The 25,592-nt window shown below is 67.9% G+C and carries 22 protein-coding genes, 1 tRNA gene and 2 riboswitches; of the genes, 13 read left to right on the forward strand and 10 right to left on the reverse strand.

From position 1 onward, the window contains the following. Window positions 1–1,128 carry a phosphoserine transaminase gene (serC, locus tag AC6EUH_RS12275; RefSeq protein WP_499738797.1) on the reverse strand — a complete coding sequence of 376 codons (1,128 nt, stop codon included), beginning with the start codon at window positions 1,126–1,128 and terminating at the stop codon, window positions 1–3. A 264-nt stretch (window positions 1,129–1,392) separates the two neighbouring features. Between serC and AC6EUH_RS12280 the strand changes: the two genes are divergently transcribed. The 8 genes from AC6EUH_RS12280 to AC6EUH_RS12315 all read left to right on the forward strand — a co-directional run bounded on the left by AC6EUH_RS12280 (window position 1,393) and on the right by AC6EUH_RS12315 (window position 12,022). After that, on the forward strand, window positions 1,393–2,088 hold the full coding sequence (locus AC6EUH_RS12280; protein ID WP_056424481.1) for an iron-dependent transcriptional repressor DtxR: 696 nt from the start codon (window positions 1,393–1,395) through the stop codon (window positions 2,086–2,088). 144 nt (window positions 2,089–2,232) lie between these two features. After that, window positions 2,233–2,448, forward strand: a riboswitch (cyclic di-AMP (ydaO/yuaA leader). A 4-nt stretch (window positions 2,449–2,452) separates the two neighbouring features. After that, window positions 2,453–3,274 carry a M23 family metallopeptidase gene (locus tag AC6EUH_RS12285; RefSeq protein ID WP_056424484.1) on the forward strand — a complete coding sequence of 274 codons (822 nt, stop codon included), beginning with the start codon at window positions 2,453–2,455 and terminating at the stop codon, window positions 3,272–3,274. A 137-nt stretch (window positions 3,275–3,411) separates the two neighbouring features. After that, window positions 3,412–3,581, forward strand: a riboswitch (cyclic di-AMP (ydaO/yuaA leader). 309 nt (window positions 3,582–3,890) lie between these two features. Then, the gene (locus AC6EUH_RS12290) at window positions 3,891–4,667 is read left to right on the forward strand and encodes an NlpC/P60 family protein (RefSeq protein WP_499738798.1); all 777 of its coding nucleotides are present in this window, start codon (window positions 3,891–3,893) and stop codon (window positions 4,665–4,667) included. A gap of 221 nt (window positions 4,668–4,888) precedes the next feature. After that, window positions 4,889–5,389, forward strand: a complete 501-nt coding sequence (locus AC6EUH_RS12295; protein WP_056426487.1) for an HNH endonuclease — start codon at window positions 4,889–4,891, stop codon at window positions 5,387–5,389. Between the two features lie 79 nt (window positions 5,390–5,468). Beyond that, window positions 5,469–6,449, forward strand: a complete 981-nt coding sequence (locus tag AC6EUH_RS12300) for a DUF6457 domain-containing protein (RefSeq protein ID WP_499738799.1) — start codon at window positions 5,469–5,471, stop codon at window positions 6,447–6,449. After that, window positions 6,446–7,948, forward strand: a complete 1,503-nt coding sequence (locus tag AC6EUH_RS12305) for a molybdopterin molybdotransferase MoeA (RefSeq protein WP_499738800.1) — start codon at window positions 6,446–6,448, stop codon at window positions 7,946–7,948. Before AC6EUH_RS12300 ends, AC6EUH_RS12305 begins: the two co-directional genes overlap by 4 nt. A gap of 75 nt (window positions 7,949–8,023) precedes the next feature. After that, the gene (gene fdhD / locus AC6EUH_RS12310) at window positions 8,024–8,896 is read left to right on the forward strand and encodes a formate dehydrogenase accessory sulfurtransferase FdhD (protein WP_499738801.1); all 873 of its coding nucleotides are present in this window, start codon (window positions 8,024–8,026) and stop codon (window positions 8,894–8,896) included. 102 nt (window positions 8,897–8,998) lie between these two features. Then, window positions 8,999–12,022 (forward strand): alpha-mannosidase, encoded by a 3,024-nt coding sequence (locus AC6EUH_RS12315; RefSeq protein ID WP_499738802.1) that lies wholly within the window; start codon window positions 8,999–9,001, stop codon window positions 12,020–12,022. A 273-nt stretch (window positions 12,023–12,295) separates the two neighbouring features. On the opposite strand, the gene AC6EUH_RS12320 is transcribed toward AC6EUH_RS12315, so the two are convergent. From AC6EUH_RS12320 to AC6EUH_RS12330, 3 genes are read right to left on the reverse strand one after another with little or no spacing between them, the layout of a single operon-like run. Beyond that, window positions 12,296–13,036, reverse strand: a complete 741-nt coding sequence (locus AC6EUH_RS12320; RefSeq protein ID WP_499738803.1) for a hypothetical protein — start codon at window positions 13,034–13,036, stop codon at window positions 12,296–12,298. Window positions 13,037–13,080: 44 nt separating this feature from the next. Continuing rightward, a complete protein-coding gene (locus AC6EUH_RS12325) occupies window positions 13,081–13,815 on the reverse strand; it encodes a hypothetical protein (RefSeq protein WP_499738804.1) in 735 nt (244 codons plus the stop codon). Continuing rightward, complete coding sequence (locus AC6EUH_RS12330) at window positions 13,812–14,558, reverse strand: hypothetical protein (protein ID WP_499738805.1); 747 nt, start codon at window positions 14,556–14,558, stop codon at window positions 13,812–13,814. The genes AC6EUH_RS12325 and AC6EUH_RS12330 overlap by 4 nt, the downstream gene beginning before the upstream one ends. A gap of 228 nt (window positions 14,559–14,786) precedes the next feature. Between AC6EUH_RS12330 and AC6EUH_RS12335 the strand changes: the two genes are divergently transcribed. Continuing rightward, entirely contained in the window at window positions 14,787–16,457 is a 1,671-nt protein-coding gene (locus AC6EUH_RS12335) for an ABC-F family ATP-binding cassette domain-containing protein (RefSeq protein ID WP_499738806.1), read from the forward strand. Continuing rightward, entirely contained in the window at window positions 16,454–18,367 is a 1,914-nt protein-coding gene (locus AC6EUH_RS12340; RefSeq protein WP_056424513.1) for an ABC transporter ATP-binding protein, read from the forward strand. Before AC6EUH_RS12335 ends, AC6EUH_RS12340 begins: the two co-directional genes overlap by 4 nt. A 44-nt stretch (window positions 18,368–18,411) precedes the next feature. Here AC6EUH_RS12340 and AC6EUH_RS12345 read toward each other — a convergent pair whose 3' ends face one another. The 3 genes from AC6EUH_RS12345 to AC6EUH_RS12355 all read right to left on the reverse strand — a co-directional run bounded on the left by AC6EUH_RS12345 (window position 18,412) and on the right by AC6EUH_RS12355 (window position 19,399). Continuing rightward, window positions 18,412–18,831 (reverse strand): NUDIX hydrolase, encoded by a 420-nt coding sequence (locus tag AC6EUH_RS12345; protein WP_056424516.1) that lies wholly within the window; start codon window positions 18,829–18,831, stop codon window positions 18,412–18,414. Further along, window positions 18,828–19,325, reverse strand: a complete 498-nt coding sequence (locus tag AC6EUH_RS12350) for a DUF6314 family protein (protein WP_056426493.1) — start codon at window positions 19,323–19,325, stop codon at window positions 18,828–18,830. The genes AC6EUH_RS12345 and AC6EUH_RS12350 overlap by 4 nt, the downstream gene beginning before the upstream one ends. A gap of 1 nt (window position 19,326) precedes the next feature. Then, window positions 19,327–19,399 (reverse strand) — tRNA-Arg (locus AC6EUH_RS12355). Window positions 19,400–19,485: 86 nt separating this feature from the next. Here AC6EUH_RS12355 and AC6EUH_RS12360 point away from each other — a divergent pair. Continuing rightward, complete coding sequence (locus AC6EUH_RS12360; RefSeq protein WP_056424521.1) at window positions 19,486–20,256, forward strand: DUF998 domain-containing protein; 771 nt, start codon at window positions 19,486–19,488, stop codon at window positions 20,254–20,256. A gap of 28 nt (window positions 20,257–20,284) precedes the next feature. Here AC6EUH_RS12360 and AC6EUH_RS12365 read toward each other — a convergent pair whose 3' ends face one another. Genes AC6EUH_RS12365 through AC6EUH_RS12375 form a run of 3 tightly spaced genes read right to left on the reverse strand, consistent with a single transcriptional unit; the run spans window position 20,285 to window position 23,097 of the window. Then, window positions 20,285–20,689 (reverse strand): hypothetical protein, encoded by a 405-nt coding sequence (locus AC6EUH_RS12365; RefSeq protein ID WP_056424525.1) that lies wholly within the window; start codon window positions 20,687–20,689, stop codon window positions 20,285–20,287. Between the two features lie 9 nt (window positions 20,690–20,698). Further along, the gene (locus AC6EUH_RS12370; protein ID WP_499738807.1) at window positions 20,699–22,186 is read right to left on the reverse strand and encodes a PGAP1-like alpha/beta domain-containing protein; all 1,488 of its coding nucleotides are present in this window, start codon (window positions 22,184–22,186) and stop codon (window positions 20,699–20,701) included. Next, window positions 22,183–23,097: a hypothetical protein gene (locus AC6EUH_RS12375; RefSeq protein ID WP_499738808.1), complete on the reverse strand. Its 915-nt coding sequence runs from the start codon at window positions 23,095–23,097 to the stop codon at window positions 22,183–22,185. Before AC6EUH_RS12375 ends, AC6EUH_RS12370 begins: the two co-directional genes overlap by 4 nt. A 482-nt stretch (window positions 23,098–23,579) precedes the next feature. Between AC6EUH_RS12375 and AC6EUH_RS12380 the strand changes: the two genes are divergently transcribed. Both AC6EUH_RS12380 and AC6EUH_RS12385 read left to right on the forward strand, forming a co-directional pair. Then, on the forward strand, window positions 23,580–24,029 hold the full coding sequence (locus AC6EUH_RS12380) for a DUF7793 family protein (protein WP_056424535.1): 450 nt from the start codon (window positions 23,580–23,582) through the stop codon (window positions 24,027–24,029). Next, window positions 24,019–25,554, forward strand: coding sequence for a putative bifunctional diguanylate cyclase/phosphodiesterase (locus AC6EUH_RS12385; RefSeq protein WP_499738809.1), 1,536 nt, complete (start codon window positions 24,019–24,021; stop codon window positions 25,552–25,554). Before AC6EUH_RS12380 ends, AC6EUH_RS12385 begins: the two co-directional genes overlap by 11 nt. Window positions 25,555–25,592 lie beyond the last annotated feature (38 nt).

Here is a 25,592-nt window from a genome sequence, read left to right on the forward strand (position 1 = left end):
CTACTTCTTCAGCTCGCCCACAACGAAGTCGATGCATTCCAGCAGCGCCGACACATCGTCCGGCTCGATCGCGACGAAGGTTGCGATGCGGAGCTGGTTGCGGCCCAGCTTGCGGTAGGGCTCGGTGTCCACGATGCCGTTGGCGCGGAGCACCTTGGCGATCGCCGCGGCGTCGATGGTGTCGTCGAAGTCGATTGTCGCGATGACGTTGGAGCGGTCCTCAGCCTGTGCCACGAACGGGGTGGCGTACTCGGAGGCTTCGGCCCAGCGGTAGATGCGGCCGGCCGAGTCCGCCGTCCGGGCGGAGGCGAAGTCCAGCCCGCCGTTCGCGTTCAGCCACTGCACCTGGGCGTCAAGGGTGACGAGCGTCGCCAGGGCAGGAGTGTTATAGGTCTGGTTCAGCCGCGAGTTGTCGATGGCCGTCTGGAGATCCAGGAAGTCCGGGATCCAGCGGCCGCTGGCCTTGATCCGCGCGGCACGCTCCAGGGCTGCCGGGGAGAACAGGCCGAGCCACAGGCCGCCGTCGGAGGCGAAGTTCTTCTGCGGGGCGAAATAGTAGACGTCCGCTTCGGCGACGTCGACGTCCAGTCCGCCGGCAGCCGAGGTGGCATCAACCAGGACCAGGGAGCCCGCGTCGGCGCCGGCCACTCGCTGGACCGGGGCAGCCACGCCGGTGGACGTTTCGTTCTGCGGCCAGGCGTAGACATCGACACCGGCCTCAGCCCGGGGCGCCGGCCGGGTTCCCGGCTCGGACGTGATGATGGAGGAATCCGCGAGGAATGGCGCCTTGTTGGTGGCGGATGCGAATTTCGAGCCAAACTCGCCGAAGGACAAGTGCTGTGCCTTGTTGTCCACGAGCCCGAAGCTGGCAATGTCCCAGAACGCGGTGGACCCGCCCACGCCAAGGATGACCTCATAGCCCTCCGGAGCGCGGAAGAACTGGCTAAGCCCGTTCCGGACCGACCCCACAAGGTTCTTGACCGGCGCCTGGCGGTGAGATGTTCCCAGCAGCCCCGAAGCCGCGGCGAGGGCTTCCATCTGTTCCGGGCGGACCTTGGACGGCCCGGCGCCGAAGCGGCCGTCCTTGGGGAGGAGGTTTGCGGGAATCGTGACGTTGGTGTCGCTCACAGTGGCTCCAATTTTCGGCTGGTACAGGTGGTGGCTCGGGAGGCGGCCCGGCAGGGTGGCTGCAGCGGAGCCTGTCGTTTCATTCTGCCTGACCGCCCGGCGGAGGAGGCAAAAGCGGCCGTCATAGTCCGGTCAGTGAGATTATCCGGAGTAATTCAAAATAGGCTAAGCTGACCTGCGAACGTACGGCGGCCCCCGCCGGGGCGCAGGCAACCCGCGGTACGGTGGGAACACGCAAGGACGGCGCTCGAGGAGCTGAGCTGAATGACGGATCTGATCGATACAACCGAAATGTATCTCCGGACCATTCTGGAACTTGAAGAAGAAAACATCGTCGCCCTCCGCGCCCGCATCGCCGAACGGCTGCGTCACTCCGGCCCCACCGTTTCCCAGACCATCGGCCGCATGGAACGCGACGGTCTGGTGGTTGTTTCCGGTGACCGGCACCTTGAACTGACGGAAACCGGCCGGAAACGTGCCATTGAAGTCATGCGCAAGCACCGGCTCGCGGAGCGGCTGCTGGCTGACGTGATCGGTCTCGACTGGGCCTATGTGCATGAGGAAGCCTGCCGCTGGGAACACGTGATGAGTGAGCGGGTGGAGCGCCGGATCTTCGAACTGCTGAACCACCCCACCGTGTCGCCCTATGGCAACCCGATCCCAGGCCTTGCGGAACTGGGCGGCCTGCCTTCCCGGCCCTACACGGACGGCGTGGTGAACCTGCTCGAGGCCATGGCCGGCTACGGCCCGGATTCGCAGGTCAGGGTCAACCGGCTGGCCGAGCCCATCCAAGTGGAACCGGAACTGCTGGTCCAGTTGGATGAAGGCGGCATCCGTCCCGGTGCCCTGGTGTCGCTGGAACGGGTGGGGGAGTACATCTCGGTCCGGGTGCCGGATATCGAAGGCGCCTTGGAACTCCCGCCCGAGGTTGCGGCCCACGTCTTTGTTACGGTCGGTTAATTCGGCCTAACCGACTGGTCGTCGGACGTCCCAGGAGTTGTGCACAGTCCGATAACGGATTTATCTCTGGATGGCTTAATCGCCTATAGTTAATCACTAGTACCGATACCAAAGCGTTATCTGATCCGAAGCCGAGCTCTGCCAGCGGATCAGTAGCAGAGTCACCTTCTGGCAGGGGCGGGGGAACCACTTCCGGCTGTTTAGCAGCCTTGGGGTGAAGTCCGTCAGCGGCAAGCACATACCACCGAGGAACTCTTTTGGGACGCCTCTGTGCCTGGATGCTTGCTACGGCGGACCGGGTCTTTGATCTCTCTGACCCGAATCCGACAGCTAACTTCGCAGGCTCACCAGAGAGGAACCGTTCTTGACCACCCAGACCGCCAGGGGCCGCCGTCGTGCGACCGGTCCCGCTCCGGAGCAGCGTCCGGCCGTCGCCGTTATGGCAGACCGCCCGCGTGACGCGCACCGTGACGAACGCAGAGGCCGCCGCAGTCCGTTCCGCCAGGTGACAGACTTTGCCGCCGCCAGTGGCGTGGGGCAAAAGGCGGGCATTGCCCTGGCCGCCACGGGCCTGGTCCTCACCGTCACCGTCCCCGCCACGGGTCCCGTTATGGCCACGGACGCCGGAAACTCGTCCGGATCCGTCTCGGCCGCGGTCCAGCCGGACGTCACGGCGTCCGAGGCCAAAATCGACTTCAACCGGACCGCCGTCACCACCAAGGGTGACCCGGACGGAAAGCTCAAGCAGCTGCTGAGCGCCCAGTCCGTTGGTTCGATCAGCCGGGCAGCCTCCGCGGGCAGCCTGGGTGCGCCGCTGGCACAGCTGAAGACCGCATCGCCTTTCGGATACCGCGTCAGCCCCATCACCGGCGGCTCCGGCGAATTCCACCGCGGACAGGACTACTCCGCCCAGTGCGGCACCAGCGTCCTTGCGGCGGCAAGCGGTACCGTGACCTTCAATGGCTGGCACCCCTACGGCGGCGGTAACCGCGTGGTGATCGACCATGGCAACGGCCTGGAGACCACGTACAACCACTTGTCTTCAGCCAGCGTGACCGTCGGCCAGCAGGTCTCCCGCGGCGATGTCGTCGCGATGAGCGGCACCACCGGCGCTTCCACGGGCTGCCACCTCCACTTCGAAGTCATGGTCAACGGCGAAGTCGTTGACCCCACCGGCTGGCTCTGATAAAGCTGATCGGACGCTCTCGCATTCTTGTGACACGCCGTGATCTGAATGTGACATTGAGCCCCAACTGCTGTACCGTTTGACCTACGCCAACTTTTCCGAAGTTGGCGCTCTTGAGTGGATTGCCTAGCTCTGCCACCGCTCAAGGTCCGTTCGCATTACATCGTCTGGCAGGGGCGGGGGAACCAATTTTGGTCTTCGCAAGAAGACCTAGGGGTTAAGTCGCAAAGCTTCCCAGGAAGCAGCGCGGCCGGGTGACTCCCATCCGAATCCGACAGCTCACCTCGTAGGCATTGGGAGAGGCTACTTTCGTGTCTTCACGCCACAATGCTGCGCGTCACCGCGCTTCCGCGGCTCTTTCGAGCCCGCTGAAATCCGACTCCCGGGCTGCCCTTGCCGGCGCCCGGAACGGATCTCACACCGCCGTCTCAATCTCTGCTGAGTCCGGCCCGCAGGCCATGCACCTGCACGCAGTTCCCGCTTTTGGCGCGTCTTCGCAGTACACCCTTCGCTAAGTAACCCATTTCGGGGCGATCCGGCGTACCCCCAAGATGCCGGAGCGTCCTCAGCCCGCGCCTGAAAAGCGCGGACCCAGGATCACGAAAGAGAGAACTTAATGACTACTCGTGCAATCGCACGGCACCGCGCCGAGGTCACCAAGACCAACTCGCTGGCCGTTATTGCCAAGGCTGTCGGCGACAACGCCGGCGGCATGGGCCGCCAGGCCGCAGTTATCGCTGCAGCTTCCGGCCTCGTCCTGACCAGCGGTATCGCAGCCAACGCTGCTGAGGCCAACGTTCAGCGCGAATCCACCTCCGCTTCCACGCTCGAAGTACAGTCGGCCGCCCCCGCCACCATCTCCGCTGCTTCGACCATCGCTATCTCCTACGAGAAGCCGGCCGTCACCACCACCCCGGCCCCCGTCGTCGAGGCCCCGAAGCCCATCGTGAAGGTCCAGGAAACCCCCGAGGCCGCCGGCACCGAGGTCGGCGCAGCCGCCACCGCCAACGGCGCCACCGCCACCGCCGCTGTGGCCAGCACCAAAGCGCCGGCTGCTGCCAGCGGCATGGGCTCCACGATCGCCGCTGCTGCCTACGCGCAGATCGGCGTGGCCCAGGACTGCACCGCACTCGCCACGAACGCGCTGGCCGCTGCAGGCATCAACTACCACGGCTGGCCGGCAGGGTACCTGTCCCTCGGCCGCACCGTCAGCGCCGCCGAAGCACAGCCGGGCGACCTTGCGTACTACCAGAACGGTGGCACGGGCATGGCTCACATCGCTGTTTACGTCGGCAACGGCATGGCCGTTCACGGCGGCTGGAACGGCGGAACCACGTCCCTCCAGAGCGTGAACGTCGGCTCCGGCCCCGTCTTCATCCGCGTCGGCGGCTAGAGACACCAGAACTCAGCAACACCAAGGACCCCTGCCCCCGGCAGGGGTCCTTTGCGTTGCCGCCACGTGAACTCCTGCCGACACGTGCCGCGGCCGCAAAAAAAGATTCGGTGAAACGGCACCTTCGTGTTTACTCTTGTTTTGTCGATCCATAGCCCGACCATGCAGAGGGCAGCCGGCCCTCGTGCCCCTGGCGGGTGCGGCCGTGAAGAGGTATGCGGATGCGCACTCTCGTTCTGAATGCTGGATATGAACCGCTGGCGGTTGTCACCTTCCGCCGGGCGCTCGTACTTGTGCTGACTGGAAAAGCCAGCGTCGTGGCGGAAGGCGACGATCCTGTCGTCGGTCCGCAGGATGTCCTTGGCCGGCCCTCGGTGATTCTCCTGAATCGCTACATCAGGCCCCGCTACAACACGATCACCGCGGTCAGCCGCCGTGGAGTGCTCCGCCGTGACGGGCACCGCTGCGCTTACTGCGGCAAGGCGGCGCACACCATCGATCATGTTCAGCCCAAATCCCGGGGCGGTGCGGATTCCTGGGAAAACCTCGTCGCTGCCTGCCTGCGGTGCAACAATGCCAAGGGCGACCATACGCCGGGCGAAATGGGGTGGAAGCTCAGCTTCAGCCCCGCGCCGCCCAAGGGCACAACCTGGCAGATCAAGGAGCTGGAGAAGCCAACGCCGGCCTGGGACCCCTTCCTGCTGCCGGAATCTGCTGCCTGAACCGTCTCCGGGCCGGACTCTGCAGCGCCGGACTCCAAAGCGCCGGACGTTCCGTGCGGGACCGCGCTAGGCTGGGCCGGTGGAATTCGATGCTGTCATTCTTTCCGGGGGCCGGTCCTCCCGGCTGGGAGGAGTGCCCAAAGCAGGACTGGTGCACGACGGGGCCACCCTCCTTGAACGCGCGCTGCAGGCCGCGAGCGGCGCGGCGGCTGTCGCCGTCGTCGGCCCCGATCCGGGAACGCTGCCGGCAGGCGTACTGAGTTGCCGGGAAGACCCGCCCTTCGCCGGACCGGCCGCAGCCATCGCGGCAGGAATGGCCGCCCTGGATTGGCACCGGCGCGGGGAACCCCGTCCCCGGCCTGCACCCCCCTACACGCTTGTCCTCGCCTGCGACATGCCCCGGGCGGGCGCCGCCGTCCGGGCCCTGCTGGACGCGGCCGGGGGAGTCCCGCCCGCTGAGGGGCTGATGGCTGTGTCCGCCGATGGGCGCCGGCAGCCACTCGTGGGCTTATATGGCACAGCCGCGCTACAAAGGAGCATTGCTGACGCCGAGCAGGGCGGCACCCTTGAAAACGCCTCGGCGTTCACCCTTCTTGCTAGGCTGGAGGTGCGCGAAGTCAGCGTCCCCGGGGGGTCCACGGATGATGTGGACACCTGGGACGATGCCTCCGCCTTGGGGGTGACGGTCCCGCCCGGCGGTCATGACCGCGTCAGCCATGATTCGGGCATCCGGCCCGGGGCTCCCCAGCTGAATTCGACTTTGGAGGCAACGGTGAAGAGCCAGGACGAAACACTGGAAGACTGGTGCCGTGCCCTGCTCCAGGCCCTGGAGCTGGAAGACGTCGAGGTGGACGTGAACGAGGTGTTGGCCCTCGCCGGAGTGGCCGCTCACTCCGTGGTGCGCCCGGCAGCTCCTTTGACGACGTTCATTGCCGGCTTCGCGGCAGGCCTGGCGTCAGGGTCCGGCCAGGCCACGGATGCCGTCTCGATGCAGGCCGCAATGGGCGTAGCCCGCAAACTCGCCAAGGATTACGCAGCCAACGAAGCCTCCGGCGCATGACACCTGCACCCCCTCCCGGCAGTGCAGCTGCCGCCGGGGACGAGCATGCGTTCGGCGCCGCCTCGGCCGGCCGTGCCGGAGCACTTCCGGAGGGTCCCGAGGACCGGTCCGCCGACGCCGCCCCGGACGGGGAACCCGAGCCGCCGCACCGGCACGTCGCGCACACCTGGCAGGAAGCCCGGCAGCTCGCCTTCAACTGCGCGACTCCCATTCCTGCTGCACCCGTTGCCCTGCGGGGTGCCCTGGGGCGGCAACTCGCGGCCGACGTGGAAGCGATTGTGGATATGCCGCACTACGCCTCGTCAGCCATGGACGGCTGGGCCGTCAACGGCAGCGGACCCTGGATCCTCGCCGAACCGGGCCAGCGGCTGGCCCCCCACCAGGCGAGCCCGATCGTCACGGGCGGTCTGATCCCGCCCGGGGCCAAGGCCGTGCTGCGGAGTGAAAGCGGCGAAATCGCCGCCGACGAGGACGGGCTCCCGATCCTGCAACTCGGCGGCGGCGCCAAACCCGGAGAGCCGCGAAACGGCGAACATATTCGAAAAGCCGCAGAGGAAGCGGCCGCCGGCGAGGTCCTGATCAAACGCGGGACCTTGCTCAACCCCGCCCACCTGGCCCTCGCGGCCCTCGCCGGCCACGACACGCTGCCGGTCCTCGGCAAAGCGCTGGTCCGGCTGGTGTTCACCGGCTCCGAGGTGGTCACAGCAGGGGTCCCGCAGCCGGGCGAGGTGCGCGACACGTTCGGTCCCCAGCTCGCCGGCGTGGTGGACATGCTCGGCGGGATCTGCACCGGCGAAACGAAAATCGGAGACAGCTACGCCGAGTGGCTCACGGCGCTCGAGGATGCGGACCCGGCCGGGGCGTTCGGCGAAAGTGGCGACGGCCAGGCTTCCGGGAGCGCGGCCGCAGAACTGTTGCCCGCCGACGTCGTGATCACCACGGGCGGCACCGGCCGGTCCGGAACCGACCACCTGCGGCGTTCCGTGACGGAACTTGGCGGACGTCTGCTGGTCGACGGGATCGCCATGCGTCCCGGCCACCCCGCCGTGCTGGCCGAACTCCCCGATGGCAGGTTCATTATCGGACTGCCGGGCAACCCGCTAGCGGCCATGATGGCACTGTCAACCCTCGGTGCCCCGCTCCTGGCGGCACTGGGACACCGGACGATGCCGCCCGTCACCGACGTGCCCTGCGGCTCCACAATCGACCCTGACCCCGGCAGAACGCGCCTGATGCCTTTCCGGCTGGTCTACGGCATGGCATCTCCCGCGCAGCACACCGGCCCGGGAATGATGCGCGGGCTGGCCGCCGCCGACGGTGTGCTGGTGGTCCCGCCGCACGGTGTGCAGCTGGGGGAGCCGGTCCCTGCCTTCGCTCTTCCCTGGGGTTCGGCCCTTCCGGATCTGACGGCGCCGAAAGACAAACCTGTCCCCAAACGGGCCGCCCGGAAGCCTGCCGGCACCGGTGGTCCCGTCGACTGGAGCGCCCTGCTGGGGTAGCCCTGTTCTTGAACGTGCGCTGGCCACCCGGCCCGGCGCTTGCCATGATGGAAATATGTTGGTTAGGAGTGCCTGATGGGCCGCGTCACGCAGCGCCGCAAGGTGCACAAATATGTTCTGGACGGGTCGCCGCAGGCCCTCGAATTCCCGGTCCGCCACCGGGAGGACGTGCTCGCCGTGGAGGAGCCGCTGGAAATCCGGATCGGCAACCTGTCCTTCTCCGTGACCATGCGGACCCCCGGGAACGATTTTGATCTCGTCGCGGGTTTCCTTGTATCCGAGGGGGTCATCTGGAGCCCCGACCAGCTGGTTTCACTGCGCTTCTGCGCCGGGGAAGACGAGGACGGCGTCCAGACGTTCAACGTGGTGGAGGCGCAGCTGAGGCCCGACGTCGTCCGCCCTGACACCGGGCGGAACGTCTTCACCTCCAGCTCGTGCGGCATCTGCGGCACGGATTCCATTGAGGCCGTGCACAAGTCCTCCCATTTCACTCCTGCGGCCGACCCGTTGACAGTTCCCGTGGCCACGCTCGCGTCGCTGCCGGACCGGTTGCGGGAAGCCCAGGCCGTTTTCGACGTCACCGGCGGCGTCCACGCCGCCGGCCTGTTCCGGATCGCCGACGACGGAACCACCGAACTGCTGTGCCTGCGCGAGGACGTGGGGCGCCACAACGCTGTGGACAAGGTGGTGGGCTGGGCACTCCGCGAGGGACTGCTGCCGCTGCGCGGAACCGTGCTCCAGGTCTCCGGGCGGGCGTCGTTCGAGCTCGTGCAGAAGGCCGCCCTGGCCGGCATTCCCATCCTGGCCGCAGTCAGCGCCCCGTCGAGCCTGGCCGTCGAACTGGCCGAGGCGAGCGGGATGACGCTGGCCGGGTTCAGCCGCGGCACGTCACTGAATGTCTATGCGGGAGCCCACCGGGTGGCCATGCCCGCAGCCGTAACCGGATAACCTCCGCCCACAGCTCCTTGGCTTGCGGCCAGCGGCAACGTAAGTTATATCCATCGATTGGATGCATTCCAGCGTCATCCACGCAGCGCTAAGAGGATCACATTGCACGACGACCGTCGTCTCACGGAAGTCCGGCTCGACCGCTTTGTTCGCGAACGCCTCGCCCCCGCGGTCTATCCGCGCAGCGTGCCGCTGGCCCTGAGCAGCTGGGATGTCCCGGATGAGCCGGTACCTGTCCTGGAGGCCCTCCGGCAGCAGTTCACGCCCCAGGAGCACGGCTCGGCCTGGGGCCGGCCGTGGAGCACCAAGTGGCTGCGCCTCCAGGGGCAGGTTCCGGACGGCTGGGGCACGGCTGCGGACACCTCGGTGGAAATCATCGTGGACCTGGGATTCAGCAGCGACTTGCCAGGCTTCCAGTGCGAAGGCATCGCCTGGCGCCCGGACGGAACCATCGTCAAGGCAATCTCGCCGCGGAACCAGTACGTTCCGCTGAAGCTCCTGGGCAGCGGGATGTCCGTCGATTTCTACGTCGAGGCGGCCGCCAACCCAGACCTGTCGCAGGGGTGGACCTTCGCGGCCACCCCCTACGGGGACAAGGCGACCTCGGGCGATGAACCGAAGTACCGGCTCGGCAGGATCGCCATCGCCGAACTGAACCAAACGGTCTGGGAGCTGCAGCAGGACGTGTGGACCCTCAGCGGCCTTATGCACGAGCTGCCGATGGAGCTGCCCCGCCGCCATGAAATCCTCCGCGCCTTGGAACGGATGCTGGACGTCATGGACCCGGATGACGTCCCGGGCACGGCAGCCGCCGGGCGGGAGGCCCTCTCCGGGGTCCTGGCCCGGCCGGCCTACGCCTCGGCGCACCACCTGACGGCCACCGGGCATGCGCACATCGACTCCGCCTGGCTCTGGCCGGTCCGGGAAACCATCCGCAAATGCGCCCGCACCTTCTCCAATGTGGTGGCGCTGATGGACGAGGATCCCGGGTTTGTGTTTTCCTGCTCCTCGGCCCAGCAGCTTGCCTGGATCAAGGAGTTGTATCCGGAGCTTTTCGGGCGGATCCGGGAGAAGGTCAAAACCGGCCAGTTCGTCCCCGTGGGCGGCATGTGGGTCGAATCCGACACCAACATGCCCGGCGGCGAGGCCATGGCCCGCCAGTTCCTGGAAGGGAAAGGCTTTTTCCTGGCCGAATTCGGGCTGGAATGCGAGGAAGCATGGCTGCCCGACACCTTCGGCTATTCGGCCGCGATGCCGCAGATCGTCACGGCCGCCGGCAGCAAATGGTTCCTGACCCAGAAGATCTCCTGGAACCAGGTCAACCGGATGCCGCACCACACCTTCAACTGGGAGGGAATCGACGGCACCCGGCTCTTCACGCACTTCCCCCCGGTGGACAGCTACAACTCGGAACTCAGCGGGCGGGAACTCGCCCACGCCGAGCGGAACTACCGGGACCACGGCCGCGGCACCACCTCGCTGGTCCCGTTTGGATACGGCGACGGCGGCGGCGGCCCCACCCGCGAGATGCTGGCAGCGGCGCGCCGCACTGCGGACCTGGAGGGATCGCCAACGGTGGAACTCGGCTCGGCCGCCAGCTTCTTCGCCCGGGCCCAGGCCGAATACGATGCACTCCCCGTCTGGGTGGGCGAGTTGTACCTCGAGCTGCACCGCGGCACCTACACAAGCCAGGCCAAGACAAAACTGGGCAACCGGCGCAGCGAGCACCTGCTGCGCGAAGCCGAACTCTGGTGCGCCACGGCCGCCGTGCGAGCCGGGTACAGCTATCCGGCCGCGGAGCTCAAGCGCCTCTGGCGGTTGGTCCTGCTGCAGCAGTTCCATGACATCCTCCCCGGCAGCTCCATCGCCTGGGTGCACCAGGACGCCGAGCGGAACTACGCCGCCGTCGGAAAGGAACTGGAGGCGATCATCGCCGACGCCGCCGGGGCGCTGCTGGGCGCCGGGGAATCGGACTTCCTGCTCAACGCCGCCCCGCACGGGCGCCAGGGTGTGGCGGCGCTCGCCGCTGCCGAGCCGGTCCTCTCCGGAGAGCAGGTGCGGGTCACCGACGCGGCCGGCGGCTACATCCTGGACAACGGGGTCATCCGGGCCGTCATCAACGCCGAAGGCCTGCTCGTCTCCCTGGTCGACCACGCGAGCGGGCGCGACGCGATCGCCCCCGGGCAGTTCGGGAACCTGCTGGAGCTCCACCGGGACACCCCCAACGAATGGGACGCCTGGGACATCGACGCCTTCTACCGCCGCAACGTTGTGGCGCTGACCAGCGTCCGCTCGCTGGCGGCGGAACACACTGGCCGGGACGCCGTCGTGGTGGTGGAACGCCTGGCCGGCACCTCTGCGGTGACGCAGCGGATCTCGCTGGGGCCGGAAGCGGAGTCGCTGACGATTTCCACGGCCGTGGACTGGCAGGAAAGCGAAAAGCTGCTGAAGCTGGGGTTCGCCCTCGATGTCCGGGCGGACCGCTCGGCCGCGGAGACCCAGTTCGGCCACGTCTTCCGCCCGACGCACCTCAACACCTCCTGGGAAGCCGCGAAGTTCGAGATCTGCGCCCACCGGTGGATCCACGTCGCCGAGCCCGGCTACGGGGTGGCCATTTCCAACTCGTCGACCTACGGCCATGACGTCACCCGCAACATCCGGGAGGACGACGGCGGGACCACCACCACTGTGCGCCTCTCCCTGCTGCGCTCTCCCAAGTTCCCGGACCCCGGCGCGGACCGCGGCCGGCACGAATTGCACGTCACGATCCGGCCGGGCGCCAGCATCGCCGACGCCGTCCGGGAGGGCTACCGCACGAACCTGGCGCCGCGGGTAGTCAAGGGCGCCCACGGCGCGCTCCCGCTCGTGACCGTCTCCAACCCGGCCCTGGTTGTTGAAGCCGTGAAACTGGCCGAAGATGGCTCGGGCGACGTCGTCGTGCGGGTCTACGAATCGCTGGGGGAGCGGTCCGCAGGGCTCGTGACGGCCAACTTCGAGGCCAGCGGCGTCCGCACCGTCGACTTGCTGGAACGGCCCTCGGCGGCGCCGGGGGTGACCCTGCGGGGGGATTCGGCGGAGCTTGTGCTCCGACCCTTCCAATTGGTGACGTTGAGGTTCGTGCGCTGAGGCACGGTGACCCTGGGCCAGAATGCGTGGGCCAGAGTCCCTCAGCAAGGAGGCCGGCAGTGGGAGGCCGGCAGTGGGCCTTGGCTTCGGCCGGCCGGGAAACGGGCCGTTAAACAGGCTGAGTGGGAGCGGTCCAGCCGGACCGCTACCACTCATCCCCCCAATGGCGCTTGGGCGGCTGCCTCGGCTCCGCACGGATTGTCCCCGTTCACGAAGCGTATGCCGCTTTCACACATTCATGATTCTCTCACGGTCTAATGATTTTGTGAATGCCTAGTCGCCGTTGTTGCTGAATGTTGCCTTAGCGTTACCTGACGTGTTGGCGATCAGCCCGGAGAACCAGAACACCGCGAGCCCACTGACGTAGCCCAGGACCGCCGCATAGTTGACAAAGCGGAGCCCACCGGCCCAGCTGGCCGGCGCCAGGGAAACCGGAAAACTCAGGACCGCGAACACAGCGCCCAGGAAGACCAGCAGGGCCCCGGCCCGGACAAGGCGCGGCTTCCGGCTCCTGGCGGCGGCCAGCAGCGGAGGCACCAGGATGAGCGAGACGAACGCGGGATAGCTGCGGCCGGCAGCGGTGTAGTACGGGGCCAGCGCGGTATTCTCTTCGCCGGTACCGGACAGCGTCTGTAGACCTGCCGACGCACCGGTTGTGTCCATCAGGAGGAACGTCACAGTCACCGCCAGGCAGCACAGCGCCAGTGCCCAGCGCCCGGGCCATCCGGCAATGAGTGAGTATTCGCGCGAAGCGGCGAGACCCCGCGTGATCCGGAGACCAACCAGCAGGACGGTGGCAAAGACCAGGTAGCGCAGGATCAGGCTGGTCAGGTGCCGCCCGCCCAGCGCGCCGTCGATTGCCTCGTAGAGTTCGGAGACGGCAAGCGCACTGCACAAGGTGGCCAGCAGGAGGATTCCGAAAACGGTCCTGTTCCGGCCCTTGATGGCGTCCGGCACACGCAGCAGAAGCGCCGCGCAGCACACCGTCAGCGTCGCCCACTCCAGGGTTGCCATCAGCAGGGATCTCCCTTATCGCTTGGCGGCTCAGCACACAATGACTATCCGGTGACGTTAGTCTGCATCTCCTGCGTCCGTTTGGCCACGGCCTTCGACAGCCAGATCGTGGCCAGCCCCACGATGATGCACAGAATCGCGGTGTAGTTGATGACGAACCGGAGGTATGCCAACGACTCAGGGATCACCGGGAACAGGAGGCTCAGCGTGATGGCTACGGAACCGACGGCCAGCAGCGCCGCTCCCACCCTTACCAGGCCGGGGAGCGTGCTGCCGACCGTCCGCAGCATGGCCGGCAGCAGGGCAAGCATGACGTACGCGGGATAGAGGCGGCCGGCGGCACCGTAGTACTCCACGAGCAGTGCATTGCGGGCGTCTTTGGCATGGACCGCGATGAGTCCCGCTGATGAACCGGCGGTGTCCATCATCAGGAAGACCACCACCACTGCCACCGATGCCAGCGCCGCGACCGCGACCCCGACGGGGCCGGTGAGGAGTCGAAGGGCGTCGTCGGCGCCGAAGCCCCGGGCGATCCTGAGCCCAAGGGCGAAGATGGCGCCGAAGATGATGAAGCGCAGGACCAGATTGGCCAGGTTCAGCCCGCCCAGGGCCTGGTCAACGGCCACGTAAGGCGCGTCAATGCTCAAGAGGATAGCCACCGTGAGCAAGAAGTAGACGAAGAACAGGGACCGGTTCTCACCCCGGAGGGCACTTGGAACCCGCGCGATCGCGGCGAGGGCGCAGACCGCCAACGTGCTCCACTGCAGGATCGCGATCATCCGAGGTTCTCCCAAATCTTTTTTGTCTGTTCGTGTTCCTGCTCCTGGCGGCGCAGGGTCCTGCCAAGGGACTGCAGGCGCTCGCCGGCCAGGGCCGTGAGTTCTCCATCGGAGAGGGCGTCCAGTGCGGCCTGCTTGGCGGCCGGGGTCCAGCCGGCCTCCGCCTCTGTCAGCAGGCCGGTAGCGACCAGCCCGCCGGTGAATCCTACGCCTGCCGCGCGGGAGGTGGCGACCGCCAACTCCGGGGCGAGCCGGTTCGCGGTCAACTGTGCCGAATAGTTCTGCGGCGCGACTCCGGTGGCGGCCGATACCCGGTGCCGCAATTCGCCGTCGTCGATCGCGTCCACCCAGTTGCGGACGGACGTGGCGTGCGGGGCGGCGCTGAGCGGGGGAGTCAGGGCGCTGCCGTGGTCTCCGAAACCGCCATAAGCCGGGGACGAGCGGGAAATGACCGCGCGGAGCAGGTCCATGGTGGCGATCTGGCTGACGAGTTCGGCAGGAGTGGGCGGGAGCGGCTGCTCCGCAAGGCCCGCAAAGCTGTCAAAGGAGGCGAGATCGTCCAAGGGGCTGCGTTTCAGGGCGCGGCTGATGCTGACCAGCGTGGATTCCGAGACCTTCCCCCGGACCAGCTGCTGGGCGAGGGTGGTGCGCTTGATCCCGGAGATCCTGCAGATATCGGCCGTGCTCGCCGTCGGAGCAACGCTATGGAGCCAGAGTTGAAACGCCTTGGCGGGTAGTGGCATCTATGGCTTCCTGCGGAGTCGAATGTGAGGGGTGGTTCTGACGTTCGGTGGAGCAGTGACTGCATTGATTTTACGGGAGGAGCTGATTCAACTATGCTAGATGCTCGAACCCGCTGGTCCGTACACCCCCCAAGTCCGGACCAGCGGGTTCTTTCATGCCCGGCGGCGATTGGCCGCCTGGAGCGCCCTTCGGCGGGCTGTTTTGGGCCGCGGTGAGAGGATGGACTAATGACTGCAACCCTTGTTGCCAAGGACCTTTCCGGTGGCCATGACCACCGCACACTTTTCTCCAAACTCTCCCTGACCGTCGCGCCGGGCGACGTCGTCGGCGTCGTGGGAGCCAACGGCGCGGGCAAGTCCACCCTGCTCCGGCTCCTGGCCGGGGTGGACGAGCCGCAGGAAGGCACCATCAGCCTGGCCCCGGCGGACGCGTTCGTGGGTTGGCTGCCGCAGGAACACGAACGGATCGCCGGCGAAACGGTGGCCGGCTACATCGCGCGGCGCACCGGCTGCGCCCAGGCCACCCTTGATATGGAAGCCGCCGCGGACGCCCTGGGCAGTGGCGCCCCGGGCGCCGACGACGCCTACTCCCTGGCGTTCGACCGCTGGATGGCCTCCGGCGCCGCCGACCTGGAGGACCGCATCCCGGCCGTGCTGGCGGACCTCGGGCTCGACGTGGGACCCGACGCCGACATGACCGGGCTTTCCGGCGGCCAGGCGGCCCGGGTGGCGCTCGCAGCACTGCTGCTCAGCCGCTTCGACATCGTGCTCCTGGACGAGCCTACGAACGACCTGGACCTCAACGGACTCGCGAAGCTGGAGGCCTTCGTACAGGGTCTCCGCGGCGGCGTTGTGCTGGTTTCCCACGACCGCGAGTTCCTGGCCCGCTGCGTGACCACCGTCGTGGAACTGGACCTCGCGCAAAACTCCGTGGCGGTCTACGACGGCGGCTACGAGGCCTACCTGGAGGAACGCGCCGTGGCCCGCCGGCACGCCCGGGAACGGTACGAGGAGTTCGCCAACGCCAAGGCCGACCTGGTCTCCCGCGCCCGCACGCAGCGCGAATGGAGCTCCCAGGGTGTCCGGAACGCGATGAAGAAGAACCCGGACAACGACAAGATCCGCCGCGCGGCCAGCACCGAGTCCTCCGAGAAACAGGGCCAGAAGGTCCGGCAGATGGAATCCCGCATCGCCCGGCTCGAGGAGGTCGAGGAGCCCCGGAAGGAATGGCAGCTGCAGTTCAGCATCGGCCAGGCACCGCGGTCCAGCGCGGTGGTGGCGACGCTCCGCGACGCGGTGGTCCGGCAGGGCGGTTTCACGCTGGGACCGGTGAACCTGCAGCTCAACGCCGGGGAACGGATTGGCATCACCGGCCCCAACGGCGCCGGCAAATCCACCCTGCTCCGCCTGCTGCTGGGCATCCAGCGCCCGGATTCCGGCGACGCCTCGATGGGCGCGTCGGTGGCGGTCGGCGAGATCGACCAGGCCCGCGGGCTGCTGGCCGGCGGGCTGAAACTGGCAGCCGCCGTCGAAGCCGTCCTGACGGACCAATCGCCGGCGGAAGTCCGGACGCTGCTGGCCAAGTTCGGCCTCAAGGCGGACCACACCTCCCGCCCGGTGGACTCCCTGTCGCCGGGGGAACGGACCCGGGCTGCGCTGGCGCTGCTGCAGGCGCGCGGCGTGAACCTGCTGGTGCTCGACGAGCCCACCAACCACCTGGACCTCCCGGCGATCGAACAGCTTGAAGAGGCCCTCGAGGGCTACGACGGCGCGCTGCTGCTGGTCACCCACGACCGCCGGCTGCTGGAAAACGTGCGCCTTGACGCGCGCTGGAACGTGGACGACGGCGTCGTCACCGAACTCCTGGGCCACACGGCCCCGAAAGGCAGTACCACATGAGCATGGACCGGGTCGCCTGGAGCTCCCTGTACAACATCACTCGCGCCTCGAGCGGCTCGAAGCCGTTCTCGAAGGAAACGCTCAAGCGGGTGTTCGGCTTCGCCCGTCCGCACCGGGGCAAGCTGATCGCCTTCGTCCTGCTGTCGATCGTGATGGCCGTCCTGGCCGTGGCCACCCCGGTCCTGGCCGGGCAGGTGGTGGACGCGATCATCGCCGGCGCCGCCACTGACGTCGTGGTCTGGCTGGCAGTGCTGATCGCCATCGTGGCGGTCGCCGAGGCCGGGCTGGGACTCGTCACCCGCTGGCTGTCCTCCACGATCGGTGAAGGCGTGATTGTGGACCTCCGCACCAAGGTCTTCGACCACGTGCAGAAGATGCCGATCGCCTTTTTCACCCGCACCCGCACCGGCGCGCTGGTGAGCCGGCTGAACAATGACGTGATCGGGGCGCAGTCGGCCTTCGCCGGGACCCTGTCCGGCGTCGTCAGCAATGTGGTGGCCCTCGCCCTGACGCTGGTGGTCATGCTGGGCAAATCCTGGCTGGTGACGGTGCTCGCCATGATCCTGCTGCCGATCTTCCTCATTCCGGCCCGCCGGATGGGCTCCAAGCTGGCCGATCTGCGCCGCGAGGCCGCGGAACACAACGCCTCCATGGGCACCCAGATGACGGAGCGCTTTTCCGCCCCCGGCGCCACCCTCGTGAAGCTCTTCGGCCGCCCCGACGAGGAATCCCGGGAATTCGCGGCCCGCGCGGGACGCGTGCGGGACATCGGCGTGCGCACCGCCATGCTGCAGTTCACCTTCGTGACGGCACTGACCCTGGTCTCGGCGCTGGCCCTCGCCCTGGTCTACGGTCTGGGCGGCTTCCTGGCGCTGCAGGGGCAGCTGGCCGCGGGCGACGTCGTGGTGCTGGCCCTGCTGCTCACCCGCCTCTACGCCCCGCTCACCGCGCTCTCCAACGCCCGGGTGGAGATCATGAGCGCCCTGGTCAGCTTCGAGCGGGTCTTCGAGATCCTGGACCTCAAACCGCTCATCCAGCAGAAGCCCGACGCGGTGTCCTCGCCGCCCGGGCCGCTGTCCGTGGAGTTCGACGACGTCCGCTTCTCCTACCCCTCGGCGGACAAGGTCTCGCTCGCCTCGCTGGAGGACGTCTCAACGCTCGACACCCGCGGCGGCGAAGAGGTGCTGCACGGCATCAGTTTCCGGGTGGAGCCGGGCCAGACCGTCGCCCTCGTGGGCTCGTCGGGCGCCGGCAAGTCCACCATTGCGCAGCTGCTCTCGCGCCTGTACGACGTCGATTCCGGCGCCGTGCGCTTCGGCGGAACCGTTCCGGGCACCGGCGTGGACGTCCGGGACCTGACCTTCGATTCCATGCGGCACACCCTCGGCATGGTGACCCAGGACGGGCACCTGTTCCACGAAAGCATCGCTTCCAACCTGCGGCTGGCCCGCCCGGACGCCAGCGATGAGCTCATGTGGGATGTGCTGCGCCAGGCCCGGCTGGAAGACATGATCCGCTCCCTCCCGGACGGCCTGAACACCGTGGTGGGGGAGCGCGGCTACCGGCTCTCGGGCGGCGAACGCCAGCGCCTCACCATTGCCCGGCTGCTGATCGCCCAGCCGCGCATCGTCATCCTGGACGAGGCCACCGCGGCCCTCGACTCCACCAATGAGGCCGCTGTGCAGGAGGCGCTCGGCGCCGCGCTCGAGGGGCGCACCGCCGTCGTGATTGCCCACCGGCTGTCGACCATCCGGGCCGCCGACGCCATCCTGGTGGTGGAGGACGGCCGGATCGTGGAACGCGGCACGCACACCGAGCTGCTGGCCGCCGAGGGCCGCTACGCGGAGCTGTACCGGACCCAGTTCGCCGAGGCCAGTGCCGTGGCGGAAGAGGCCGTTCCCGGGCGTTAGTGTTACGGGTTTTTAGCCGCTCCGGGCCTTAGCCACTTCCGGCTTTAGCCCGGCTGGCCCCACAGGGCCGGCAGGACGTGGTCGGTGAGCAGCGGGGCGAGGTCGTCCGGCAGCTCACCGGCCAGATCCAGCCAGCGGATCTCGGCGATCTCCGCCGAAGGATGGGCATGCCAGGCGCCCGGGGCCGTGAAGACCGTGGCCTGGATCTGCGTTGCGGCCTCGTTGGCGGCGTCGGCCAACCAGATTCCCAGCGGCACCAGCTCCTCGGCCGCGAGGACGATCCCCACTTCTTCCGCCAGTTCCCGCGCGGCCGTCTGGGCGGCTGTCTCGCCCGCCTCCGGCTTGCCGCCGGGATGCATGAACTTGTCCGTGCCCCGTTTGCGGACGGTGAGGAGGCGTCCCGCCTCGTCGAAGACACAGACGGCGGAGACCACGATCAGAGGGTTGGTGTTCAGCGCGTTCATGCGGCGGCGTCCGTGGTTCGGCGCAGCACGGACGTGAGCAGCTGGTCCTTCGCCGGGCCGGTGACATCCCACTCGTAGCGGAATTCGTCCGGGCCTATTCGCGTGTAGTTCACGCGGTAGTTGTCAGGATCGCACCAGTGCTGGTCCCGGTGGCTCTGGGGCCCAAAGCCTATGCGATGGAAGGGCCGGCCGTCGGGGAAGAACATGTCCATCGTGTCCGGCGTTTCGGTGGGCCGCAGCAGGTATTCGCGGCTGGCCGGACCGGTGAACGGTGTGCCCGCCGGCGCGCCGGGGACGGACGCCCACGCGACGGTGCCGTGTTCGCGGAAGCGGAGGCCACCGTCGTCGGCTGTTTCAGTGAAGCGGACGACGCCGGTGAAGGACCCGCGGGTGCCGGCGGACCGGTCCAGCAGGGTTCGCTCCACGGTCCAGGTGCCCAGCAGGTAGGCGCGGAGATCGAAGTCCGGAGCGGCGTCCGGGGACTGGGGGTTCAAGTGCCCTCGATTGGAATCGAACCAACGACACCGGCTTTAGGAGAGCCGTGCTCTATCCACTGAGCTACGAGGGCGGGCATCCGTTCCGGCCGGCCGCGGGCCGGCCCGTGCGGACACGCCTATAAGCATACAAGGTGGCGGCCCGTACTACGCTCTTGGCATGGCCGCACCCGCTGACTCGCCGTCCCAGGGCATCATCTATATCCCCCATCTGCCGTCCACCCGGTTCTATGCCGGCGCGCTGGCGCTGCTGAGCGTGCTGCAGTATTTCGTGGCGGAAGCGGCCGTGATCGGCGCGTGGGCGGGGCAGCAGCCCTACAGCCGCCGGACCGGCTACATCAGCGACCTCGGCGCCACGGGCTGCGGGGTCTTTGACGGGCGGGACGTCTGCTCGCCGGCGCACGTGCTGATGAACGCCTCGTTTGTGGTCCAGGGGATCGGCATGATGGTCGGCGCGCTGCTGCTGAGCGCGGCGGTGTTGTGCACGGCGGCCCGGCCCGGGGCGCAGTTCACGCTGGTTCCGGGCAGCCGGATGGTGTGGGTTGCCGCGATCTCCGCACGGGCCCTTACTGCCGCAGCCGGGGCCGGCACCGTCCTGGTGGGGCTGGTCCCTGAGGACGCGGGCTCCGTGTGGCATGCGGCGGGCGCCATCATGTACTTTGTGGCCGGCGGGCTGGCCCTGGTGCTGCTGGGTTGGGTCTGGCTTCGGCTGACACCGCTGAGCTGGCCCATCCTGGCGTGCGGGCTTGTGTCGCTGGCGGCGCTGATCGCCGGCGGCGTGACGGGGATGGATGTGCCGGAGCCCGGCACCCTGGAGCGGCTCATGGGTTACCCCATCACCATCGGCACGGCCGCGGTGGGCCTGGTGGTCGCGCAACGCGTGGGGGAGCAGCGGGCCGCTGTGAAGCGGGCGCGGGCGGCGGTGCGCTGAGAAGTCCCGGGCCCGGCGCGAGCGGCGCTTACTTGCCGAGGAACTGCCGGTAGCTGGTCAACGACCCGGTCCCTGAGTACCCCAGATCGGTGGGCGAGACGGCTGATGCCCCGTCGGCGGAGATGACCTGGATGGCCAGATTTACTTCCGGGTCGCCGGCTGCTGAGTCCACAAGCGCCGGAAATGCCTCCCGGAGGACGTCCAGCATAGTTTCCCGGTCCGAGGTGTCGGCGTGCAGGAAGACATCCCCGCTACGGCCCATGCCGCCGGCGGACTTGTAGCTGGCGTCCACTGTGGCCACGTGGGCGAGCGGCTCCACCGCCGCCTTGTACTTGGCGGCGTACTCCGAGTCCGAGGTTCCCGGCGTTGCGCCGCAACCCGCCAGGATCATGGCCAGCAGACCCGCGGTCAGCACGGTGAAGATTTTTCGCATGTTCCGACTCTATTCTTTTCGGCCGATGCCGGATGTTGTCGACGTGACCTGGCGGGGGTCCGCCGTGATGAACGCTTGGGTTGACGGGTGGTTCCGGTAGGCCGCGAGGGCACCAGACGATTCGTTGGCCTCGACGGAGGCGACGTAGGCGTTGTAGTCGTGATTGCCCGCAACGTCGCCCATCCCGGCGCCGGCCGGGCTGGGAAGGGTGACCACCGTGGCGCCGTTACTGCTCTCCCAGCCAACCAGGCCAGGTCCCCCCGGTTTTGAGTTGCCGAGGTCCAGGCGGGGCACGACGTCGAACGGGTGCTGGAGGGCGAGCGTGTTCACGCCGCCGGGAATGGGGGTCGAATCGATGGGGGAGCCGTAGGTTAAAACGTTGGTGACGTTGAAGTGGCCGCGGAACTCCGCATCGGCCGCAAGGTTCGCGGCGGTCATGCCGCCCTGCGAGTGCCCCACCAGCATGACCGGCGCGTCACTGGGAATCCCCGCCTGCTGCATCGCCAACTGGACAGCCTCCGAAGCCGTGGACATGGTCCCTGACGCGGAGGAGAGGTTGCCCACGGTATCCATGGGGTTGGAACCGGAGCGGACGTTCCATTCGGACGTGCCCGGGATGGTCACGATGTACGCCGGCCCGCTGCCTTTGTCCACGGCGGTAATTCGAATGGCCGCGTCGGGAGTTCCGGACTTGCCGCCGTCGTCGTAGGCCGCCGTGACTCCTCCCATGATCTGCGCGAGGCTGCTCGGCACGGGAGTGCTGCGATGGCCGTCCTGCGCCGGGTCCGACCCGACGCCCACGGTTTGCGGGTCACCAGCCACCGGAGATCCGTCATCAAGCAGGTGCGGGTGCAGGAGTCCGGCGGAGGACAGGGTAACGCTCGCGTTCACCCCGGCGGCCAGCAGCACCGTTCCGCCCGCGATCAATTCGGTGACCGAGGGCGGCTCTCCGGTGCGGAGAAAGTCCCAGCCGAGGCCGCCGACGTCGCGCAGCCCGCCCAGTACATCTCCGCCCGCGTCAGCCAGATTGGACGTGGCCTCGGAAGCCCGGCCACCGAGCCAGCCCAGGCCATCGCCCACGGTGTCGCCTACCTTGCCGCCCACGGTGTCGATGAACTCGCCGGTTCCGTCCCACAGGTCGCCGGCCGCGCCGCCGGCACCCTCGATCAGGGTGTCCAGCAGGGTCGTCGATGCGCTGCCGTACTGGCTGCCGCCGGGCTGGGCGTCACCCGTGCGTCCCGAACTGGCGTCCTGCTGCTGGCGGACGTTTTCCCGCACGGCGTCCGAGGCCGCCCGCAGGGCCTCCGAGGTGGCCAGCAGCATCCTGCTGTGGGCCTTCCAGTCGCTGCGGAACTGCTCGCCGTCGGGCCCGCGCCAGGAGCTGGCCGTGATGACCGGTGTCAGTTGCCCGCTCAGCTGCGCGAAGCGCCGGCTCGCGCGGGTGAGCTCCTTCGCAAGGTGCTCGCCTTGCTCCAGGTCCATGCCGTGCAGGCTCATGATGCCGACTCCGCGGGGGTTCCGCCGGCCAGGAAATCGTGGGCGCCGAGCACGTGCCAGACAAGCTGGCGGGCGATGTCGCCGGCCGGGGCGTCGACCATTGCCAGACGGCGCGCCGTGGCCGGCCCGGTGGTGCTGACGGAATACAAGTTGTCCGACAATGCCCAGACTCCGGCCCCGTGATACTGCACGCCGGTGCCGACCGCCCGGGAGCGAACCTCGAAGTAGACCGTGGCGTTGGCCGCACTCACGGCGGCTGCCACGCCGGCTGCGATGCCGGTGGTGTTGCCTCGGGACAGGGCGGCGACGTCTGCTGCGGAGAGGGTGGTCTTCCCGCCGTCCCGGCCGGGTGCCGGACAGGATTTCCCGGTGACGATGTCGGGGCGTCCCGCCCCGGCCGTCAGCTCGGGGAACTGCGGCATCGACCTGGCCATGACCGGCCACAGCACCGCCTCCGATAGCAGCGTGACGGTGACGACGTCGGCGACGCTGACCGCAGTGACCCGTCCATCCGCTGAGGTGTCCACCGGTCGCGTAAATTCGACGGCGAGACCCCTGCCGTCGAAGAGGTTCACCCGGCAATGCGTCGAGAAGCCGTCCCAGCGTGACACCAGACTGACCTGGATCGGAGCGGCTGCACTCTGTCTGAGCGCACGCAGCCACTGGGGCCGGAGGGTTCCTGCGTCGTCCGTGATCCCGGCGGTGGTCAACTCGCGGGCAATGGCGGACCGGGTCGGTTCGTCCAGCCCCGCCAGGTCCGCCAGTGCGGCCGGGGCCGGGCCGGAACCGGAGCCTGCCAGGTCTGGGCCGCCGGCCTCCAGCGTTTCCGTGGCGCCCTGCACAGCCACGGCCCAAGCGAGGCTGGTCATCCGGAACGTGGTCGTCGCAGGAATCACTGCGGAATCTGGCATGGCTGGGACCTTTGGTTTGGGAACTGGTCGGAGGTGCGATGAGCCGCGATGACCGATGTATGGCAGGCTAACGCACTGCCTCACCCGGGGCCATGGGGACAACTTCCCGGCCCTGGCCGCCTGCTGGACTGAGGGGCGTACGGGCGGGGGCGGCTGCCCGGCGACGTCCCGGCGTCGGGCGTTCATGACGGCGCTATTGTTCCGGGGTGTCTTATGTCTCACAATGGCCCGGCCGTGGATTATCATGAGGGCATTCACCGGTACATTCCGGTGCCGCCTGCGCTACGAGACTCCGGCGCTGGCCAACTTTCCGACCATGGAGTCCAATGGGGACAAATGTCTGATCAGCTAGCCTTGCCGCGCCATGCCGCAGCGACTGCCGTGGGGGTCCTGGCGGATGGCATTGTCCGACGTGGGAGCGGCCGCACGGCCGGCGACTTGCCGGCGTCGTCCCGTTCCCGTTGCCGTTGGGTTGCGGGCCGATGACGATCGAGGCCACGGCCGACCCCGGCGAATTGCTCCCGCAGGAGCCTTCGGCCGAACATGATGGCGGGCTGCAGGTCCGCGCCGGCGCCCCGATCGGCGTCCGGATGATCGACGGCGGCATCATTGAAGTTGCGCTCCCGGCCAACGAGGAAATCGAGGGGCCCGCGGCGCGCGTTGCCGGTGCTACGGTCCGGGCGATGGCCAACGGCCGGCGGATGCCGGTGATGCTGGTTATTACCGGCGTGGTCGGCGTCAGCGTCGAAGCCCGGCAGGTTTACGCCGGTTCCATCGCCGCTTCAGCCTTTGCCCTGGTCGGTGAAAGCCCTGTTGACCGCGTGATCGCGCACTACCTGCTGCGCTCCAAGACCGAGACGATCCCGGCGCAATTCTTCACCTCCGAGGCCGAGGCCATCGAATGGTTAGGGCAGTACACGAGTGAAGACTGATCCGCCGGACCCCAGGTTGCACGCCCTCGTCGAAGGCATCGTCCGCATCGCAGGCGGCGACCTGACCACCAGAATTCCCCACTCCGGTGCCCGGGACGACGTCGCCGCGGTCATCGCCGGCATCAACCTGATGGCCGACGACCTGCAGACCATCTACCAGGAACTCGAGGAGCGTGTCGAAAGCCGGACGGCGATGCTGCGCGAGGCCCAGGTCGAGCTCGAGCGGATGGCCCTCACGGACCCGCTGACCCAGCTGGCCAACAGGACGGCGCTCAACTCGGTACTGAGCCACGCCCTGGCTGAGACGTCCCGGGGCGAAATGCCGCCGGCCCTCCTGGTCCTGGACCTGGATTCCTTCAAGGGCATCAACGACACGCTGGGACACAGCGCCGGCGACGATGTCCTCCGGGTGATCTCGCGGCGGCTTCAGGACGCTGTCAGGGAGACCGACACCGTCGCCCGCCTCGGCGGCGACGAATTCGCCGTGATGCTGCCGAAGTCCAACCTGGTCCGGGCGCGGCGGGTCGCCAACAGGATCCTCAAGGCCCTCGGCGAGAGCCTGGAAATCGGGGACCTGCGCATCACATGCGGCACCAGCATCGGACTGCGGGTCGCGGAACCCGGCCAGTCCGTGGACGATCTGGTCATGGAAGCGGACACCGCGATGTACGCGGCCAAAGCCCAGCCGCACAGCAGCATCAAGGTGTTCGAACCGGCACTCCTCTACGCACGCCGGCTGCAGAGCGTCATGATTACTGAAATGCGCGAGGCGATCCTCCAAGACCAGCTCACGCTGCACTACCAGCCGGTGGTGGAACTGGCCACCGGCAGGATTGAAGGCGTTGAGGCGCTGGTGCGCTGGAACCATCCGGAGCGCGGCCTGCTGATGCCCGATTCCTTCATCCCGCTCGCGGAAGAGACCGGGATGATCGTGGACCTCGGACACTGGGTGCTGCGGAACGCGGTGCGCCAGCTGCGGAGCTGGCAACAGAACCTGAAAGTGGACAGCGATTTCAACGTCCGCGTCAATATCTCCACCACCGAGCTGCAGAACCTGGACCTGATCGAACACGTCCGCGACATCCTCCGCGAAACAGGGGTGGACGCCGCAAACCTCATTGTCGAACTGACGGAGTCCATGGCCGTCAACGGCGGGGATGTGGACAAATACTCCCTTAGCGGGCTGCGGCGGCTGGGTGTGCAGCTCGAAATCGACGACTTTGGCACCGGCTATTCGTCCATCAGCTACCTGCGGAAGCTGCCGGTCAACGTGGTCAAGATCGACAAGAGCCTGATCGACGGCCTGGGTTCCGACGAGGACGAGAGCAAATTCGTGGCCGCGGTGCTGCACCTCATCCACGCGTGCGGGCTCAAAGCCGTCGCCGAGGGCATCGAGACGCCGGAGCAGGCGGCCGAACTGGTCCGGCTGGGCTGTTCGAGCGGCCAGGGCTACTACTTCGGCAGGCCCGTCCCGGCGTCGGACATTGAGGCGATGATCGGGCAGGGGAAGCTGGGGCAGCGGTAGCCGCCGGTCGGCGTTGAGCGGATATGAAGAACGGCGGG

Source organism: Arthrobacter sp. 001422645, from assembly GCF_059816125.1.

What these genes read in the sequence shown, in the direction of transcription:
- AC6EUH_RS12280 (WP_056424481.1), top strand. Translation starts at nt 1,393, where the DNA reads ATGACGGATCTGATCGATACAACCGAAATGTATCTCCGGACCATTCTG.
- AC6EUH_RS12290 (WP_499738798.1), top strand. Translation starts at nt 3,891, where the DNA reads ATGACTACTCGTGCAATCGCACGGCACCGCGCCGAGGTCACCAAGACC.
- AC6EUH_RS12295 (WP_056426487.1), top strand. Translation starts at nt 4,889, where the DNA reads ATGCGCACTCTCGTTCTGAATGCTGGATATGAACCGCTGGCGGTTGTC.
- AC6EUH_RS12305 (WP_499738800.1), top strand. Translation starts at nt 6,446, where the DNA reads ATGACACCTGCACCCCCTCCCGGCAGTGCAGCTGCCGCCGGGGACGAG.
- fdhD (WP_499738801.1), top strand. Translation starts at nt 8,024, where the DNA reads ATGGGCCGCGTCACGCAGCGCCGCAAGGTGCACAAATATGTTCTGGAC.
- AC6EUH_RS12320 (WP_499738803.1), bottom strand. Translation starts at nt 13,036, where the DNA reads ATGGCAACCCTGGAGTGGGCGACGCTGACGGTGTGCTGCGCGGCGCTT.
- AC6EUH_RS12325 (WP_499738804.1), bottom strand. Translation starts at nt 13,815, where the DNA reads ATGATCGCGATCCTGCAGTGGAGCACGTTGGCGGTCTGCGCCCTCGCC.
- AC6EUH_RS12330 (WP_499738805.1), bottom strand. Translation starts at nt 14,558, where the DNA reads ATGCCACTACCCGCCAAGGCGTTTCAACTCTGGCTCCATAGCGTTGCT.
- AC6EUH_RS12335 (WP_499738806.1), top strand. Translation starts at nt 14,787, where the DNA reads ATGACTGCAACCCTTGTTGCCAAGGACCTTTCCGGTGGCCATGACCAC.
- AC6EUH_RS12340 (WP_056424513.1), top strand. Translation starts at nt 16,454, where the DNA reads ATGAGCATGGACCGGGTCGCCTGGAGCTCCCTGTACAACATCACTCGC.
- AC6EUH_RS12345 (WP_056424516.1), bottom strand. Translation starts at nt 18,831, where the DNA reads ATGAACGCGCTGAACACCAACCCTCTGATCGTGGTCTCCGCCGTCTGT.
- AC6EUH_RS12360 (WP_056424521.1), top strand. Translation starts at nt 19,486, where the DNA reads ATGGCCGCACCCGCTGACTCGCCGTCCCAGGGCATCATCTATATCCCC.
- AC6EUH_RS12365 (WP_056424525.1), bottom strand. Translation starts at nt 20,689, where the DNA reads ATGCGAAAAATCTTCACCGTGCTGACCGCGGGTCTGCTGGCCATGATC.
- AC6EUH_RS12370 (WP_499738807.1), bottom strand. Translation starts at nt 22,186, where the DNA reads ATGAGCCTGCACGGCATGGACCTGGAGCAAGGCGAGCACCTTGCGAAG.
- AC6EUH_RS12375 (WP_499738808.1), bottom strand. Translation starts at nt 23,097, where the DNA reads ATGCCAGATTCCGCAGTGATTCCTGCGACGACCACGTTCCGGATGACC.
- AC6EUH_RS12380 (WP_056424535.1), top strand. Translation starts at nt 23,580, where the DNA reads ATGACGATCGAGGCCACGGCCGACCCCGGCGAATTGCTCCCGCAGGAG.